The sequence below is a fragment of the Streptomyces sp. NPDC086989 genome (assembly GCF_044745505.1).
Taxonomy (GTDB): Bacteria; Actinomycetota; Actinomycetes; order Streptomycetales; family Streptomycetaceae; genus Streptomyces.
In genome coordinates, this window is record NZ_JBIVAL010000007.1 from 244432 (window position 1) to 260506 (window position 16075).

Annotated in this window: 15 protein-coding genes and 1 pseudogene; 9 read left to right on the top strand and 7 right to left on the bottom strand. The window is 73.6% G+C overall.

From position 1 onward, the window contains the following. Positions 1-7: 7 nt before the first annotated feature. Positions 8-1696, bottom strand: a complete 1689-nt coding sequence (locus ACIPK4_RS19120; RefSeq protein WP_402314019.1) for an SWIM zinc finger domain-containing protein — start codon at positions 1694-1696, stop codon at positions 8-10. A 174-nt stretch (positions 1697-1870) separates the two neighbouring features. Between ACIPK4_RS19120 and panD the strand changes: the two genes are divergently transcribed. The 4 genes from panD (at position 1871) to ACIPK4_RS19140 (ending at position 3834) form a co-directional block, all read left to right on the top strand. Next, positions 1871-2290, top strand: coding sequence for an aspartate 1-decarboxylase (gene panD, locus ACIPK4_RS19125; RefSeq protein WP_402314021.1), 420 nt, complete (start codon positions 1871-1873; stop codon positions 2288-2290). Positions 2291-2304: 14 nt separating this feature from the next. Next, entirely contained in the window at positions 2305-2658 is a 354-nt protein-coding gene (locus tag ACIPK4_RS19130; RefSeq protein WP_402314023.1) for a GNAT family N-acetyltransferase, read from the top strand. Continuing rightward, positions 2652-3281 carry an aspartate/glutamate racemase family protein gene (locus tag ACIPK4_RS19135; RefSeq protein WP_402314025.1) on the top strand — a complete coding sequence of 210 codons (630 nt, stop codon included), beginning with the start codon at positions 2652-2654 and terminating at the stop codon, positions 3279-3281. Before ACIPK4_RS19130 ends, ACIPK4_RS19135 begins: the two co-directional genes overlap by 7 nt. A 340-nt stretch (positions 3282-3621) precedes the next feature. Continuing rightward, positions 3622-3834 carry a hypothetical protein gene (locus ACIPK4_RS19140; protein WP_082410368.1) on the top strand — a complete coding sequence of 71 codons (213 nt, stop codon included), beginning with the start codon at positions 3622-3624 and terminating at the stop codon, positions 3832-3834. A 22-nt stretch (positions 3835-3856) separates the two neighbouring features. On the opposite strand, the gene gndA is transcribed toward ACIPK4_RS19140, so the two are convergent. After that, positions 3857-5299: an NADP-dependent phosphogluconate dehydrogenase gene (gene gndA / locus ACIPK4_RS19145; RefSeq protein ID WP_402314027.1), complete on the bottom strand. Its 1443-nt coding sequence runs from the start codon at positions 5297-5299 to the stop codon at positions 3857-3859. 185 nt (positions 5300-5484) lie between these two features. Here gndA and ACIPK4_RS19150 point away from each other — a divergent pair, with 185 nt between their 5' ends. Further along, positions 5485-6762, top strand: coding sequence for a transglycosylase family protein (locus tag ACIPK4_RS19150; RefSeq protein ID WP_402314029.1), 1278 nt, complete (start codon positions 5485-5487; stop codon positions 6760-6762). 27 nt (positions 6763-6789) lie between these two features. On the opposite strand, the pseudogene ACIPK4_RS19155 reads toward ACIPK4_RS19150, so the two are convergent. Further along, positions 6790-7599: pseudogene (locus ACIPK4_RS19155) on the bottom strand (DMT family transporter); the annotation flags it as partial. Positions 7600-7844: 245 nt separating this feature from the next. Here ACIPK4_RS19155 and ACIPK4_RS19160 point away from each other — a divergent pair. After that, positions 7845-9338, top strand: coding sequence for an SDR family NAD(P)-dependent oxidoreductase (locus tag ACIPK4_RS19160; RefSeq protein ID WP_376195422.1), 1494 nt, complete (start codon positions 7845-7847; stop codon positions 9336-9338). Positions 9339-9422: 84 nt separating this feature from the next. Here the strand turns inward: ACIPK4_RS19160 and ACIPK4_RS19165 are convergent, their stop codons facing one another. Then, a complete protein-coding gene (locus ACIPK4_RS19165; RefSeq protein WP_402314396.1) occupies positions 9423-9950 on the bottom strand; it encodes an HD domain-containing protein in 528 nt (175 codons plus the stop codon). Positions 9951-10293: 343 nt separating this feature from the next. On the opposite strand from ACIPK4_RS19165, the gene ACIPK4_RS19170 reads away from it, so the two are divergent. Further along, positions 10294-10470 carry a hypothetical protein gene (locus ACIPK4_RS19170; RefSeq protein WP_327286035.1) on the top strand — a complete coding sequence of 59 codons (177 nt, stop codon included), beginning with the start codon at positions 10294-10296 and terminating at the stop codon, positions 10468-10470. 195 nt (positions 10471-10665) lie between these two features. Then, positions 10666-11649 (top strand): NAD-dependent epimerase/dehydratase family protein, encoded by a 984-nt coding sequence (locus ACIPK4_RS19175; protein WP_402314031.1) that lies wholly within the window; start codon positions 10666-10668, stop codon positions 11647-11649. On the opposite strand, the gene ACIPK4_RS19180 is transcribed toward ACIPK4_RS19175, so the two are convergent. From ACIPK4_RS19180 to ACIPK4_RS19190, 3 genes are read right to left on the bottom strand one after another with little or no spacing between them, the layout of a single operon-like run. Further along, positions 11635-13074, bottom strand: coding sequence for a lipase maturation factor family protein (locus ACIPK4_RS19180; RefSeq protein ID WP_402314033.1), 1440 nt, complete (start codon positions 13072-13074; stop codon positions 11635-11637). The two genes, ACIPK4_RS19175 and ACIPK4_RS19180, sit on opposite strands and share 15 nt — an antisense overlap. Positions 13075-13094: 20 nt before the next feature. Further along, entirely contained in the window at positions 13095-13628 is a 534-nt protein-coding gene (locus ACIPK4_RS19185) for a DUF1990 family protein (protein ID WP_402314035.1), read from the bottom strand. Then, positions 13625-14497 carry a YndJ family protein gene (locus ACIPK4_RS19190; protein WP_402314037.1) on the bottom strand — a complete coding sequence of 291 codons (873 nt, stop codon included), beginning with the start codon at positions 14495-14497 and terminating at the stop codon, positions 13625-13627. Before ACIPK4_RS19190 ends, ACIPK4_RS19185 begins: the two co-directional genes overlap by 4 nt. Positions 14498-14685: 188 nt before the next feature. On the opposite strand from ACIPK4_RS19190, the gene ACIPK4_RS19195 reads away from it, so the two are divergent. Then, the gene (locus ACIPK4_RS19195) at positions 14686-16071 is read left to right on the top strand and encodes a DUF6777 domain-containing protein (RefSeq protein ID WP_402314039.1); all 1386 of its coding nucleotides are present in this window, start codon (positions 14686-14688) and stop codon (positions 16069-16071) included. The last annotated feature ends 4 nt before the right edge of the window (positions 16072-16075 follow it).

The window sequence follows — 16075 nt, forward strand, 5'->3', positions numbered from 1 at the left end:
GCCGTGGCTAGAGCCCGTGCCGGTCGAGCCTCGCCATGAGCTTTCGCTTGCGCTTCTGGTCGGCGCGCAGCGCGGCCAGGTAGGTGGCGAACTCCGCTTGCGTGCCCAGCGCGCGGTGGCAGTCGCGGGCGCTGAGCAGCAGCTCGGTCATGCGCTCGTACGTGCTGTCTCCCGTCTGCTTGCGCAATGGCTCGATCCCGCGCAGGTAAACGGTCAGCGCGTCGGCCGGCCGCTGGCCGCAGATCCGGTCGGCAAGGGCCAGCCACTGCCGCTGGTCGGCGTACCCGTCGGCGGCGGCCTGCCAGGCGGTGTCGAGGTCGCCGTCGTCCATGAGTGCATCGATCAGCACCGAACCGCCGTACCGGAGGCCGGACGTGGGTGCATCGGCAGCCCGCAGCACCTCCCGTGCCCTCTTGCGCTCGGATGCCCGCCAGGTTCCGGCCGCGCGGGCCGCCGTACGCAGGTCCCGGTACGCGGCCAGCGTGGGGCGGGCCCGCAGCAGGTCCCGGCGGAGCGTGACCACGTCCGCGAGGCGGCCGGTCCGCGCGTAACGTTCGCAGACGAAGGCGACCAGCTCGCCGTCCGGGCCCCACTCCGGCTCGGCCTCCCGCAGGCCGCGTTCGGCCCATTCCAGTGCCTCGGGCGGGCGGCCCGCCCTCTCCAGCTCCTTCGCGATCACCAGATGGGTGTGGCCGTTCGGGGCGAGGTCCGCCGCGTGGACGGCGATCAGCGCGTCTGTGCTGCCTCCGTCGGCCTTGAGGAGGCGTTCCATCAGGTACTTCTCCGCCCACCCTTTCGGGTTGGCCTGCCAGGCGGCGACCACCAGTTCCCGGGTGCGGGCAAGGCCCGGCTCCCCCAGTACCTCGTGGTAGGTGAAGAGATCGATGTCGGTAGCGTCGTTCAGGTCGTCGAGGAGGTGCGTCACCAGCCACTCGGCCGTCTGGACCGGGTCCGGACGGGCGGCGAGGCAGGCCGCCAGATGGGCTTCGGCCAGCCCGGCCGCCACGTCGCCGATCACGCCGTCCGAGTCGTCGATCTCGCCGTACGTTCGGCCCAGGGCTGAGAGGGCCTCCCGGGACACCTCCACCGCGTCCGACGCCCGGCCGCTCGCCGTCAGCGCACGCAACGCGGTCACCGCCTCGGCTGCCTGCTGCGCGTAGGCGTGGGCGTCGGCGTACTCGACGTAGCCGTACCGGGCGAAGGGGCGGGTGTCGAGCAGGCTCAGGATCCGTTCGCGGACGATACCGGTGTCCTCCCCGGCGGTGGCCGCACGCAGCTCCAGGCGGCGGCGCCAGTCACGGTCGTCGGCCAGATGTTCCCGCAGGAGGGTGAGGAGCTCCTCGCGGGTACGGCCGTCCAGCCAAGCGGTCAGCACCTTGGTGCGGCCCGCGGCGGAGGCCCGCTGCCCTGGCACCGACGCCGCTTGCCCGAGGACCACCAGGCCGACTGCCACGCAGTGCTTGCAGAAGTTGCCCTCCTGCCCGTACGGGCAGTCGCACCATCCGGTGAGCCCCTCGTCGGCGCCGTCGGTCAGCTCGACCTCGTAGGCGTCGGTGCCGTCCACGGTCGCGGTGATCGCCGTCTCCTCGATCTCCAGCCGGGACACGGCCGAGAGATAGCCGAGGCCGCGGTCATAAGACCGGGACCCGGCCAGCCTGCGGAGGTCTTCGTCGGTGAAACCCAGTGCTCGTGCCACAGGGTTGATTGAACCGGAAGGGCACCGCCGCGGTGCCGGGTTCACCGGAGTCTGCGCCTCCCGGCGCTCCTGAGGCAGGGACAGCTGACCGGACTTGCGAACGGTTGTAGGCTGCCGGGACCGCCCTTGACCTGCGTGGAGCAGGCAGGGAGCAGACATTCCGGGAGTTTCTTCATGCTTCGTACCATGTTCAAGTCCAAGATCCACCGGGCCACGGTGACCCAGGCCGATCTGCACTACGTCGGCTCCGTGACCATCGACGCCGATCTGCTCGACGCGGCGGACCTGCTGCCCGGGGAGCTCGTTCACATCGTGGACATCACCAACGGGGCGAGGCTGGAGACCTACGTCATCGAGGGCGAGCGGGGTTCCGGGGTCATCGGGATCAACGGCGCCGCCGCACACCTCGTGCACCCCGGGGACCTCGTCATCCTCATCAGCTACGCACAGGTCGAGGACGCCGAGGCGCGGGCGCTCAAGCCCCGCGTCGTGCACGTCGACGCGGACAACCGCATCGTCGAACTGGGCGCGGACCCGTCCGCCCCGGTGCCGGGAACGGACCAGGAGCGCAGCCCCCACGCGGTGGCCGGCTGAGGGGAGTCGGGACCATGTCGCACAGCGGTGCCATCGAGTTCAAGGACGACCGCAAGGCCGGACGGCTGCTCGCCGTCGAGGACGGGGAAGCGGTCGGGCTCATCGCGTACTTCGTGACCGAGGCGGCGCCGCACGCCCTGGTGGCTGTGCACACCGTCGTCGAGCCGGGGCACGAGGGCCGCGGGATCGCCGGGGACCTCGTCAAGACGTTCTACGGGATCGCCGCCGGCGCAGGCGTGCCCGTGGTCCCGCTGTGCCCCTACGCCGCGAGCTGGGCCGCCCGCCACCCCGAGCACGCGCCCGCGGCGCCGGCCGAGGTCGTCGCCGCGGCGAAGGCACAGCTCGACGCAAGCCCCGACCTGTGGTGACGGGCCTGACCCTGCTGCACACGTCGCCGGTCCACGTGCCGGTCTTCGACGCCCTGCGGGACCGGGAACACCCCGGTGCCGTCCTGCGCCACCTCGTGGCGCCGGAGCTGCTGGACCGGGCCCGTACGCAGGGTCCGGCCTCGGCGGCTCCGGCCGTCCGGGCCCTGCTGGACGGCTCCGGCGCCCCGGTCCTGGTCACCTGCTCGACCATCGGCGCCGTCGCCGAGTCACTGGCACCCGGGCTCGGTGTCCCGGTCCTGCGCGTGGACCGCCCGATGGCCGCCGAGGCGGTCCGTACGGGCCCCCGCATCGCGGTCCTGGCCACCGTGGAGTCGACGCTGCACCCGACGCTCGCCCTGCTGGCGGAGGAGGCCGGGCGGGCCGGCCGCCCCGTGTCGGTCTCCGCCGACGTGGTCCCGGACGCCTGGTCCCGCTTCGAGGCCGGGGACACCGCCGGCTACCTGCGCCTGGTGGCCGAGGCGGCCGACGCCGTCACGGACGCGGACGCCATCGTCCTGGCCCAGGCCTCGATGGCGGACGCGACCCTGCTGACCACGACCGCGACCCCGGTCCTCTCCAGCCCGGCCCCCGGCCTGAGGGCGGCCCTCCGCGCCGTCGTGTGATCCGTACCCCGGTGTCGATCACGCGATGCGCCGCACGCTCGCACTGACCGGCGTCCACGGCGAACCCGGTCCAGATCGGCTCGGGCATCGCCCGTGCGGCCTACCCGGTCCCCTGGCCGGGCGGTGACCTCACCGGCGACGGCCTGGACGGACCTGTGGGCCGTCACCGCCGACGGGCGGCCGTGGCCCTTCCGCGGTGGTGCCCCCGTCGTGGAGGGGGCACCCCCGTCTCCGGCGGCTGAGCCCCCGCAACACGAAGGCGCCCCCGGCGGCACTTGGGGCCGCCGGGGGCGTCGTTTTCGGTGGGCGTACGGATCCGGAACCGGGGAAGGTGGGTCATATGGTGCGAAACGCAGAGCAGACACAGCCGCCCGCCCCCGAGCCGGATCCCGTGCCGCCCACGCCCGGACCGGGTCCGTTCCCGGACCCCGAGCCGATTCCGCGGCCGGTGCCGCCCGTGCCCGCGCCGGTGCCCGAGCCCGACCCGGTGCCGCCGCCGCCCGGCCCCGCGCCGATCCCGCAGCCCGGACCGCTCAGCCGCGGCGGGAACTAGTCCGGGGCGGGAAGGGCGGGAACTAGTCCGTGCGGACCTCGGAGCGGTCACCGCTCCAGAGGGTGTGGAACGTGCCCTCGCGGTCGGTGCGCCGGTAGGTGTGCGCCCCGAAGAAGTCACGCTGCCCCTGGGTGAGGGCCGCCGGCAGCCGCTCGGCGCGCAGCGCGTCGTAGTACGCGAGGGAGGCGGAGAACGCGGGCACCGGGATTCCGTGTGACACCGCCGCCACCAGGGCGGCCCGCCAGTCCTCCTGCGCCGCCCCGATCTCCTGCGCGAAGCCCTCGTCCGCCAGCAGGCTCGGCAGGTCCGGCCGCGCGTCGTACGCCGCGCGGATCCGGTCCAGGAACGCGGCCCGGATGATGCAGCCGCCGCGCCACAGCGAGGCCACCGCGCCCGGGTCCACGCCCCAGTCGTACTCCTTGCTGCCGGCCTGGATCTGGTGGAAGCCCTGGGTGTACGAGACGATCTTCGAGGCGTACAGCGCCTGTTCCACCTGGGCCGCGAAGGCGTCCGCCGCCTCCGCCGCCAGGGGTTCGGCAGCCGGGCCCGCGAGCCCCCGGGCGGCCTTGCGCAGCTCCGCGTGGCCCGAAACCGAACGGGCGAAGACCGCCTCGGCGATCCCCGACACCGGCACGCCGAGGTCCAGTGCGATCTGCACGGTCCAGCGGCCGGTGCCCTTCTGCTCGGCCGCGTCCGCCACCACGTCGACGAACGGCCGGCCGGTGTCGGCGTCCGTGTGGGCCAGCACCTCCGCCGTGATCTCGATCAGGTACGAGTCCAGCCGGCCCCGGTTCCACTCCCTGAAGGTGTCCGCGATCTTCGCGGGGGAGTAGCCGGCGACCTCGCGCAGCAGGTGGTAGGCCTCGGCGATGAGCTGCATGTCGGCGTACTCGATGCCGTTGTGCACCATCTTGACGAAGTGCCCGGCGCCGTCGGGGCCCACGTGCGAGACGCACGGCGTACCGTCCTTCGCCTTCGCCGCGATCTTCTCCAGCATCGGGCCCAGGGAGGCGTACGACTCGGCGGAGCCGCCCGGCATGATGCTCGGGCCGAGCAGCGCACCCTCCTCGCCGCCCGAGATGCCGGCGCCCACGAAGTGGATGCCCTGCTCGCGCAGCTCCCTCTCCCGCCGCCGGGTGTCCTCGAAGTGGGCGTTGCCGCCGTCGATGATGACGTCCCCCGGCTCCAGCAGCGGGGCGAACTCGCGGATCACCGCGTCGGTCGGCTCCCCGGCCTTCACCATGACGATCAGGCGGCGCGGCCGCTCCAACGCGTCGACGAACTCCTTCGCGGACTCGGCGGCGACGAAGGTCCCCTCGTGCCCGAACTCCTCCACCAGCGCGGTGGTCTTCGCGGCCGTCCGGTTGTGGACGGCGACGGCGAACCCGTTGCGGGCGAAGTTCCGGGCGAGGTTGCTCCCCATCACCGCGAGCCCGGTGACACCGATCTGGGCCGTGCTGCTCATGCATGCGCTCCTGAGTGCTTCGATGTGCGGGTCAAAGCGACGCTACACGGGCAGATATACCTGCCGTTCCCACGCCATGCGAAAGCTTGTCAACTTCCGCGAAGGTGCGCCCTGTTGCGCCCCTTGTCATGCTCTGATCGCACCGTTAGGTTGTGCGGTTCCTGATGTCTTCAATGGGGGCTCCCATGGGTGTACGGGGTCGGCATCGCCGGTACCAGCCGAGCAGCATCAACCGCGCCTCGCTCGCCGTCACCGCCGGTGGCGCCGGGCTCGCACTCCCTCTGATCGGTGCCGGAACCGCGCAGGCCGCCTCGGTGGACACCTGGAGCAAGGTCGCCGACTGCGAGTCCACCAACAACTGGCACATCAACACCGGGAACGGCTACTACGGCGGGCTCCAGTTCAGCCAGAGCACGTGGCGAGCCTTCGGCGGCACCGCGTACGCCGCCCGCGCCGACCTGGCCACCAAGGACCAGCAGATCGCGGTCGCAGAGAAGGTCCTCAAGGGGCAGGGCCCGCAGGCCTGGCCGGCGTGCGGGAAGCAGGCCGGGCTCTCCCGCAGCGGCCCGGCGCCCGCCGTCTCCCCCCAGGGAAAGGGCCAGGGCCAGGGTCAGGGCCAGGGACAGGGCCAAGGAGTGAAGGTCCGGGTCCAGGAGGCCGAGCCGGCCGCCCCTCAGACCACCACGCCGCGCCCGACCGGCACCTCGGTCCTGCCGAACCCGTACGTCGTCGCGCCCGGCGACTCCCTCTCGGCGATCGCCACCACCCAGCACGTCGAAGGCGGCTGGCAGGCGCTGTACGAGACCAACCGGGCCACCGTCGGCGAGAACCCCAACCTGATCTTCCCCGGTCAGCGGCTCACCCTGCGCATCACCGCCGCACCGCCCGCGCAGAACCCCGAGAAGCCGCCGCGGACCGCCGAGCCCGTCAAGCCGGTGGAGCCGAACGCGCAGAAGCCCGCCGAGAAGCCCGCCGAGAAGGCTGCGGCGAAGCCGGTGGAGAAGGCCGCCGACAAGGCCGCCCCCCTGGCCGCGTCAGCGCAGCAGAAGCCGGCTTCGGGTGGCTTCGTCGCCCCCGTGGACGCCGCCATCGGCACCGCCTACCACGTCGCGGGCGCCTCCTGGTCCAGTGGCTACCACACGGGCGTCGACTTCCCCGTGGCCACCGGGACCTCGGTCAAGGCCGTCGGCCCCGGCCAGGTCGTCTCCGCCGGCTGGGCGGGGGCATACGGCTACCAGGTCGTCATCCGGCACGCCGACGGCCGGTACTCCCAGTACGCGCACCTGTCGGCGCTCGGGGTCAACGCCGGGCAGCAGGTCTCGGGAGGCCAGCGCATCGGACGTTCCGGTTCCACCGGCAACACCAGCGGACCGCACCTCCACTTCGAGATCCGCACGTCCCCCGGCTACGGCTCCGACATCGACCCGCTGAAGTACCTCCGCGGCCGGGGCGTCGGCATCTGACCCGGCTACGTGCGGCGGCACGACCGCGAGCAGGACCAGACCGGCCGCCGCCACCACGGCGCTGGCCAGCGCCGCCGCCGTGCCCGCCGCCCCGTACCGGAAGCCCTCGTCGAACAGCGAGATGCCGACGGCCGCCGCGACCACCGGGTTGACCACGGTCACCGTGGCGAGCGGCGCGGTCAGCCCCGCGCCCCGGTAGGCCGCCTGCGAGAGCAGCAGTCCGACGGACGCCAGGACGGCGATCCCCGCCAGATCGGGCCACAGCGCCCCGAGCGCGCCCGGAGAGACCTCCTCGGCCACCGATTTGGTGAACACGGAGGCCATGCCGAAGGCGGTCCCGGCCGCGGCCGCCAGCAGCACGCTGCGCAGCACCGGCCGGCGTATCCGGTGCGCCGCCACGAACAGCCCGGCCACCCCGGCCGCGGTGACGATCAGCAGCAGGCTCCGCTCCCCGCCGGCCAGCGGCTGGTCCGCGTCCCCGGCCCCGCCCGTCAGGGCCAGCAGCCCGGCCAGCCCCACGGTGGCCGGCACCGCGCCGCGCCAGGCCGCCGCACCCGCGCGGCGGTGCACGAAGACGGCCGCCATCGGCAGCGCGAAGACGATGGTCAGCGCACCCAGCGGCTGCACCAGGCTCAGCGGCCCGTACGCGAGGGCCACCACGTGCAGCAGCGCGCCCAGGCCGTTCAGCCCGACCGCGCACCACCAGCCGGCCCGGCGCAGCGGCGCGTACGGGCGGTCGGGGGTACTCGCCGCGACCTGCTCCTGGACGATCGCGCCACCCGCGTACGCGAGGGCGGACACCAGGCAGAGCAGGACCGACAACGCCAGGGCACTCATGAATTCCACAATGCCCGACCCGAGCTCCCGATTCCTCCCCCTGGAGGTGGTCATCGGCGGTACTCCAGGCATACTCCGCGGGGAGTACAGGCCCACTCGATGCCGCCCACGGTGACCGGGCCGTCGCGGTGCGTGAGATGCCCGGGACGGGTTTGGCCCCGGGCGCGTCGGATCCGTACAGTGGCGGTTTTGAGGACTTCCGCAGCAGGCGGACGCGGACGAGTGAGCAAGGAACGGCAGCGGCCATGACGGTGACCGAAGACAACCACGTGAGCGGGGACGACCACGCCTACGGGCCGGGCATCGACCCCGAGCGGCTGGCGCTCTGCCTCAGCGTGCTCGACGAGTTGGACAAGATCGACGTCGACCACCCCGACGCCATCACCGTACGCCGCGCCACCGCAGGTCTCTACCGCACGGTCAAGCAGCGCCGCCGTCAGGAGCGCCGCGCCGCCAAGACCGCCAACGACAAGGCCGTCACCGAGGCGACCGCGACCGGTTCGGCCGAGCGCATCGACGACGAGACCGAGGGCATCCTGCCCACCTCGGTCACGGAGGCCGGCCGCATCGCCGGGATACTCCAGCGCCCGCGCTCCTGCTACGTCTGCAAGACGCGGTACGTCGAGGTGGACTACTTCTACCACCAGCTCTGCCCGGACTGCGCCACCGAGAACCGCTCCAAGCGCGAGGCGCGCGCCGACCTCTCCGGCAAGCGTGCGCTGCTCACCGGCGGCCGGGCCAAGATCGGCATGTACATCGCGCTGCGGCTGCTGCGCGACGGAGCCCACACCACGATCACCACCCGCTTCCCCAAGGACGCCATCCGCCGCTTCAAGGCGATGGACGACTCCGCGGACTGGATGCACCGCCTGGAAGTCGTCGGCATCGACCTGCGCGACCCGGCCCAGGCCGTCGCGCTCGCCGACCAGGTGGCCGCCGCGGGGCCGCTGGACATCTTGATCAACAACGCGACGCAGACCGTGCGCCGCCTGCCCTCCGCCTACGCGGCGCTGGTCGAGGGGGAGAGCGCCCCGCTGCCCGCCGGTGAGCTCCCCGCCCACCACGTCATCGGCGCCTTCAACTCCGGCGCGGTCGACGGCCTGGCGGCGCTGCCCGTCGGCGTGAGCGGCCTCGAAGCGCAGAAGGTCGCCGACCTCGCGCTGGTCGCGGGCAACGCCAGCATCGCCCGGCACCTCGACGGCACCGCCATCGACGCCGGCGGTCTGCTGCCGGACGTCGTCGACACCAACACCTGGGTGCAGACCATCGACCAGATCTCCCCGGTCGAGCTGCTCGAAACCCAGCTGTGCAACTACACGTCGCCGTTCATCCTGATCAGCGCGCTGCGGCCGGCCATGGCCGAGGCCGCCCGGCGGGCGGGCAGCGGGCGCGCCCACATCGTCAACGTCTCGGCGATGGAGGGCGTGTTCAGCCGCGGCTACAAGGGCGCGGGGCACCCCAACACCAATGCCGCCAAGGCCGCCATGAACATGGTGACCCGGACCAGCGGCCAGGAGATGTTCCAGACCGACCGGATCCTCATGACCTCGGTCGACACCGGCTGGATCACCGACGAGCGCCCGCACTTCGACAAGCTGCGCCTGGCCGAGGAGGGCTTCCACGCCCCGCTCGACCTGGTCGACGGCGCGGCCCGGGTCTACGACCCGATCGTCCGCGGCGAGGCCGGCGAGGACCTCTACGGCGTCTTCCTCAAGGACTACGCGCCCGCCAACTGGTAGGCCGCCGGCCCGGGCCCACGGCCCGGTCCGCGCGCCGCAACCCCGTGCCCCGGGCCCTCGCGAAGGGGCCGGGGCACGGCCGTTTCACGGGGTGCGCTCGTACGCCCCCGCCGCGACCAGCTCCAGGACCGGACGCCAGTCCTCCATCACGCCGGCGTCGAGGCCGACGACCTTGCCCGCGTCATCCGCTTGGCGCAACGTCACGGCCGCTTCCGCGTCGGGGCCGGCCGCGAAGGCCCGGATCTCCGCCCCGTCCATCGGCCCGCCCTGGGCGTGCAGGGTCAGCGCGCTCTGCGGGGACAGCGCCCGGCCGGGCTCCACCGCCGCCAGATAGCGCTTGGCCGGCACGTGCAGCCGTACCAGCCGGGCCACCCGCTCGCCGAGCAGCGGACGGACCGCCTGCGCGGCGTGGTCGGCGTGCCCGGCGTCGTCGCCCGGGAACAGCAGGTGGCCCAGGTCGTGCACCAGGCCGGCGACTTGGAGCTCCTTGTCGAACGGATGCGAGCGGCGCAGGAGTGCAGCAGTCTGGAGCCCATGATCGTGCAGATCGACCGGGTCTCCGCTGCGGTCGGGCGTGTCCCACGCCCCGCGGCACGCGAGCAGCAGCTCCATCAGCTCCTCGACGCCGTCGACCCTCGGTACCCCCGGCACACCGGACTTCGCCACCGCCGCTCCCTCCGCCGCCCGTACTCCCGTCGTGCTGCCGCCGAAGAGCAGACCACCCGACACGGGTACACCGGCGTACGACTTCCTGAACTCGCGGAGAAATCAAACCGTCGAGTGGATTTTGCCAACCCATCGAGCGGGGGCGCGCTCATATGTGTACTCTGAGTGGCACAAGACGGCCGTATCCAGGCCCCGCTCCACCATGGCGCCACCGCGTCCGGAAAACCTTTACCCCTTGTGCCCGGCGCGCGGCTCGCCCTCCGGGTTACGCGACACAAAGGAGTGCGCGGTGACAGACACGACGACGAAGTCCGACGAGACGCTGGCGGAGTACCCGGCACGGCGGAACCGCCCCCATGCCGACGAGCTCGGCAGTCTCGAGGTCTGGGCCCGGTCCGCCCCGATCCGGCTCGCGGGCTACGAGGACGACCTGGCGGAGTCCCACATCCTTCCCGGCATCGACTGACCACGACCCCAAGCAGCGCCCCCGAGCCCACCGGCGACGGGGGCGCGGTGCTGCGCGGCCGGTCCCGGCGGCCCCGCGCCCGCGCCCGACCGTTCGGGACGCGCGGGAGGTTCCCGTCCGCGGTACGCCGTGAGCGTCATCGCTGAGGGCGATCAAGCCTTCCGACCGCCTCGGCCCCCCGGCACGCTGGTCCGCATGAAGCTACTGATGCTGGGCGGTACCGAGTTCGTCGGACGCGCGATCACCGAGGACGCCCTGGCCCGGGGCTGGGACGTCACCGTCTTCCACCGCGGGCACCACGCACCGCCGCCGGGAACCTCCGCCGTGCACGGCGACCGCACCGCACCCGACGGCCTGGACGCCCTCAGCGCGGGGGAGTGGGACCTCGTCGTCGACACCTGGGGCGGCGCCCCGACCGCCGTGCGCGACAGCGCCCGGCTGCTCTCCGGCCGCACCGGCCGGTACGCGTACGTCTCCAGTCGCTCCGTGCACCGCTACCCGGTCCCCGCCGGCGCGGACGAGGACGGTCCGCTGGTCGACGGCTCGCCCGACGCCGACGCCACGGCCTACGCCGAGGACAAGCGCGGCGGTGAGATCGCCGCCCTCGACGCCTTCGGCGACCGGGCCCTCCTGGTGCGCGCCGGCCTGATCCTCGGCCCGTACGAGAACGTCGGCCGGCTTCCCTGGTGGCTGAACCGGACCGCCCGCGGAGGCCCCACCCTGGCCCCCGGCCGGCCGGAGGACCAGCTCCAGTACATCGACGTCCGCGACCTCGCGCAGTGGACCCTCGACGCGGCCGGGGCCGGGCTCGGCGGCCCGTACAACGTGGTCTCCCCGCCCGGGCACGCCACCATGGGCAGCCTCCTCGAAGCCTGCGCGGCCGTCACCGGCGGCGGCGCCGAGCTCCGCTGGACCGACGCGGCCCGGATCGCGGAAGCCGGCGTACAGCCCTGGACCGAACTGCCGATCTGGCTCCCGCAGGGCGAGCTGCAGGACCACATGTACGGCGGCGACGTCTCCAGGGCGCAGGCGACGGGCCTGAAGTGCCGCCCCGTCGGGGACACGGTGGCCGACACCTGGACCTGGCTCCGGTCCCTCGGCTTCGTCGCCCCGCAGCGCTCCGACCGGCCGGCCCCGGGCCTGTCCGCTGAGCGCGAGGCGGCGCTACTCGGGCTCTGACCAGGCGGCCTCGGAGAGCCGGGTGGGCGGCAGGTACTCGCGCAGCAGCGTCCGGTGCCACCACGCGCCCGTCTCGCGCAGCTCCCGCCAGGTGGTGAACCGGTAGCGGTACAGCCTGGCCCGCACGTACGCCGGCGGGGCGTCCGGGAAGGGGTTGTGGCGGAGCAGCCGCAGCGTGTCCCGGTCGCCCGCCAGCAGCCGCTCCACGAACGGCCCGAACCAGTCCCGCGCATAGCCGGGTGAGAGCGCCGCGAACCACATCAGCCAGTCGAGGCGCAGGTGGTACGGGGCGAACTGGCGCGGAATCCTGCGCAGATCGCCCGGTTTGCCCTTGAACCTGTACTCCAGCCACATCCCGTCCTCCCGCGGCAGCCGGTCCGCGGTCCCCTCGACCACCACCTCGTCGCGGATCCGGCCCACGCTGCCGAAGGCCCCGTACGTGTTGACCAGGTGGAGGGGGTCGAAGGACCGGTTCATCACCTGGCGCCGCGAGACCATGTTGATCACCGGATGCCGGCTCAGCACCAGCACCAGCACGGTCACCGCGCACACGAGGACCACGAACCAGAGGGGCGCGGGGTTCGACGCGGCCGCCGGCGGCGGTCCCGCGATCCCCGTGAAGTCGACCGCCGCCAGGGCGGGCGTGATCGTCAGCCAGTTCAGCCAGGCGAAGTTGCCCGACAGCACCAGCCACAGCTGCGTCGCCACGATGATCCCGGCCGCGTACGAGGCCACCGGCTGCGGAGTGAACAGCAGCACGGGGACCACCAGTTGCGTCACGTGGTTGGCCGCGCACTCCACCCGGTGGAGCGGTTTCGGCAGATGGTGGAAGAACCAGCTCAGCGGCCCCGGCATCGGCTGTGTCTCGTGGTGGTAGTAGAGGCAGGTCAGCTTGCGCCAGCAGGAGTCCCCGCGCATCTTGATCAGCCCGGCGCCGAACTCCACCCGGAAGACGACCCAGCGCAGCAGCCACAGCACCAGCACCGGTGGCCCGACCCGCGCGTTGCCGAGGAAGACCGCGAGGAAGCCCACCTCCAGCAGCAGCGACTCCCAGCCGAAGGAGTACCAGGTCTGGCCCACGTTCACGACCGACAGGTACAGCAGCCACAGCAGCGCCCACATGCCCATGGCGGCGCCCAGCGGGACGAGGTCGCCCGCCCCCGCCGCCAGGGCCGCGGCGACCGCCGCCCCCACCCACGCGCAGCAGGCGAAGAGGCGGTCCGAGTAGCGCAGTTGGAACAGGCTCGGGGCGCGACGGAACGGCACGTACCGCACGTAGCGCGGCACGGGCAGCATGCCGTGCGCCCCGATCAGCGCCCGGAACTGCAGGGCGGCCGCGACGAAGGCGAAGACGTAGACGCCGGCGAGGGCCCGCTGGAAGACCAGCCGGCCCAACCAGTATCCGGGCGCCGTGAACCAGTCCATCCCCTCCAGTATCGGGCGGATCAGGCCCCGGCGGCCAGCTTGCGCACGGTGCGGCCCAGCCAGCGGGCGTAGCGCAGCTGCAGGAAGGGGACCACCGGGCCCGCCAGCCGCGTGTACCAGGCGGCCGGGCGGCTGAAGGCGGTCACCTCGAACCACACCGTGCCGTCGGGGTCCCGGAGCACCATGAAGGACTCCTCCCCGCACTCCGGATGGCCGGCCAGGGTCCCGTACGCGAAGCCGATGGCCGCGGGTTCGTACGCCGTCCAGACCACCTGGCACGGTGCGCTGATCCGCACCGGCCCGAGGCCGATCCCGACCACCACGCGGCTCCCGGGCCGGACCGCGCCGTGCCCGGCCCGGACCAGCATGCCCGAGGCCCGGTGGGCGCCGAAGGTGGTGACGGCGGTTCCGGCGGCCTCGAACACGGCCTGTCCGTGGCCGACCCGGGTGCGGTGGTGCAGGTGGTGGTATCCGGCCGGCAGCGGGCGGTGCCGCGTCGCGCCCCGGTCCGGGTAGCTGAAGGTGCCGCGGCCGGTGCCGATGAGTCGGGTCATGGGGTGGTCTCCTCCTGTCGGGCCGCGTCCCGCGCCTGCCGGCGCCAGGCCAGCAGCGAGCACAGGGCGAAGCCGAGCGCGTTGCCGAGACCGTGGGTCGCGGCCATCCAGGTCAAGGTGGGGTGTACGAGGCCGGTGGCCTCGCCGAGCGCCCACCACAGGGCGAGCAGCATGGTGGCCACCAGGACCGCGGCCGAGGTCGCCAGCAGCGCCCCGGTGGCGCGGTCCCGTGCGGCGGGGCGGATCTCCCGCCAGGTGAGCAGGGCGACCGCCCACATCCCGCCGGTCAGCACCACCGCGCCGGCCAGTTCCGCCCAGTCGTCCACGAAGTAGCCGAGGAGGACGAGCAGGGTCCCGCCGGGGACGCTGTACGCGGCCCAGCGCGCGAGGGGGCCGTGCGCGGGTGCGGCGGCCCGGCACACCAGCCCTGCGACCAGTGCGGCGGTGAATCCGGCGAAGTGGAAGTGCGGCACGGTCAGCGCCAGGATGTCCAGGTCGAAGCCGAACAGCCGGTACCCGGCGCGTTCGGCGACCAGGGCCGTGCCCGCGACCGACGGTGCGATCAGCGCGGTGGCCACGGCCGTCTCGGCCGGGGCGGGGGCGCGGATCGCGCCGGCCGGGGTCCGCAGGGCCCGCAGCAGGCGGGCGGGGGCGCGGGCGGCGAGCGCCAGGGTGGCCGCGGCGTAGACGGCCGCGAGTGCGGTGGCGGCGTCGCCGCGCGGCAGCCAGAGGCACAGGGCCCCGGGGGCCGCGAGCAGCGGCCAGATCCGGGCGGTGGCCCGCAGTCCGGCCGGGTCGATCAGACGCAGCCCGGTGGGGACGACGTAGAGCATGCCCAGCGTGACGATCAGACGCACCAGTACCGCCATCGCGGACTCCCCCTCCGGACGAGGCCAAACGCTTTGAACGCGTTCAACTCACGATGGAGACCTTACGAGGTTCTTTGAACATGTTCAAGACGCGGCCCGGCCCCGTCCGGGCGCTCCGGTTGCGGGCCTTCCGCGGATGCGGCAGACAGGAGGGAACAACCGGGGCGAAAAGGGAGATACACGTGCACGTGTCGACACACCGTCAGGCTCCGCGCCGTCATACACCGGTCCGCGCCGCCCTCTTCACGGTCCTCGGGCTGCTCGCCGCGGCCTGCGGCGGCCCCGAGGAGCCCAAGAGCACCGCCGGCCCCGAGAGCCAGGAGGTACTGCTCCAGCCCGTCGCCTCGGCCGGCCCCGACCCCTTCACCACCAGCTCCGCCACCGCGGAGTCCGCCCCCGCACAGCCCCCGCTGGCCAACCCGACCGGTCAGGGCGTCCGGACCGTCAACGCGGCCACCCCCGGCCTGTACGGCGGCACCAAGCGGCTGGGCAGCTGCGACGTGGAACAGCAGCTGCGTGCCCTCACGGAGGACGACGGCAAGGCCAAGGCCTTCGCCCAGGCCGTCTCCGTCGAGCCCGCGAAGCTCCCCGAGTTCCTGCGCGGCCTCACCCCGGTCGTCCTGCGCGCCGACACCCGCGTCACCAACCACGCCTTCCGCGACGGCCGCGCGGACCCCTTCCAGTCCGTCCTCCAGGCCGGCACCGCCGTCCTCGTCGACGACCACGGCATGCCCAGGGTCCGGTGCGCCTGCGGGAACCCGCTCCAGGCACCGCGCGCCCCCAAGGGGGCGGCGCTCAAGGGCGACCAGTGGAACGGCTACCAGCCCCACCAGGTCATCGTCATCGAACCGGCCCAGCAGGTGATCAAGAGCCTGGTCATCGTCAACATCGCCGACAACACCTGGCTCGAGCGCAGGACCGGCGACGACGGCGCCCAGGACCGCACTCCGCAGCCCGTCCCCGCGTACGACCCGGCCCAGGGCATCCCCGCCGGCCCCCTGACCGCGCCCGGGGTCGCCCCGGCCGAACCGTGCGCCCCGCCCGAGACCGGCGACCAGGCCGGCGCCGGGACGAACGGCCTGGCCCACACCGCGCCGCCGGCCCCGCCCAAGCCGCCGAGCGGACCCGGCGGGGTCCCGGCGCCGCAGGCCACCGACTGCGTCCCGGTGCCAGACGGACCACAGGCGCAGCCCGCCCAGCCGGCCCAGCCCGCCCCGTCCGGGCCGTCCGCCCCGCAGCGGCGGCAGCCCGGGCAGCCGCCCGCGCCTCCGCGGTCCGACGCGCCCCGGAACCAGCCGGGCGACGTCCCCCCGGGTACGCCCTCGGACCGGCTCGACCCGCTCGACCCGCTCAACCCCCTGACCGACCCGCTCGCCGGCCTCTCCCCGGACTCGCCCCCGCAGGGCCAGACCGACCCGGGGCGCCGGCCGGAGCCGGACGGCTCGGCGAACCGGCCGCCCGACGCGGCGGACCCGTTCGGCCCGAACGACCAGGGCTCCCCGTACGACCCGTTCGGCGCCGCGGACCGGCGCGGGTCCGCCCCGGATCCCGTTTCCCCGTTGGAGAGCGCCTGACCGG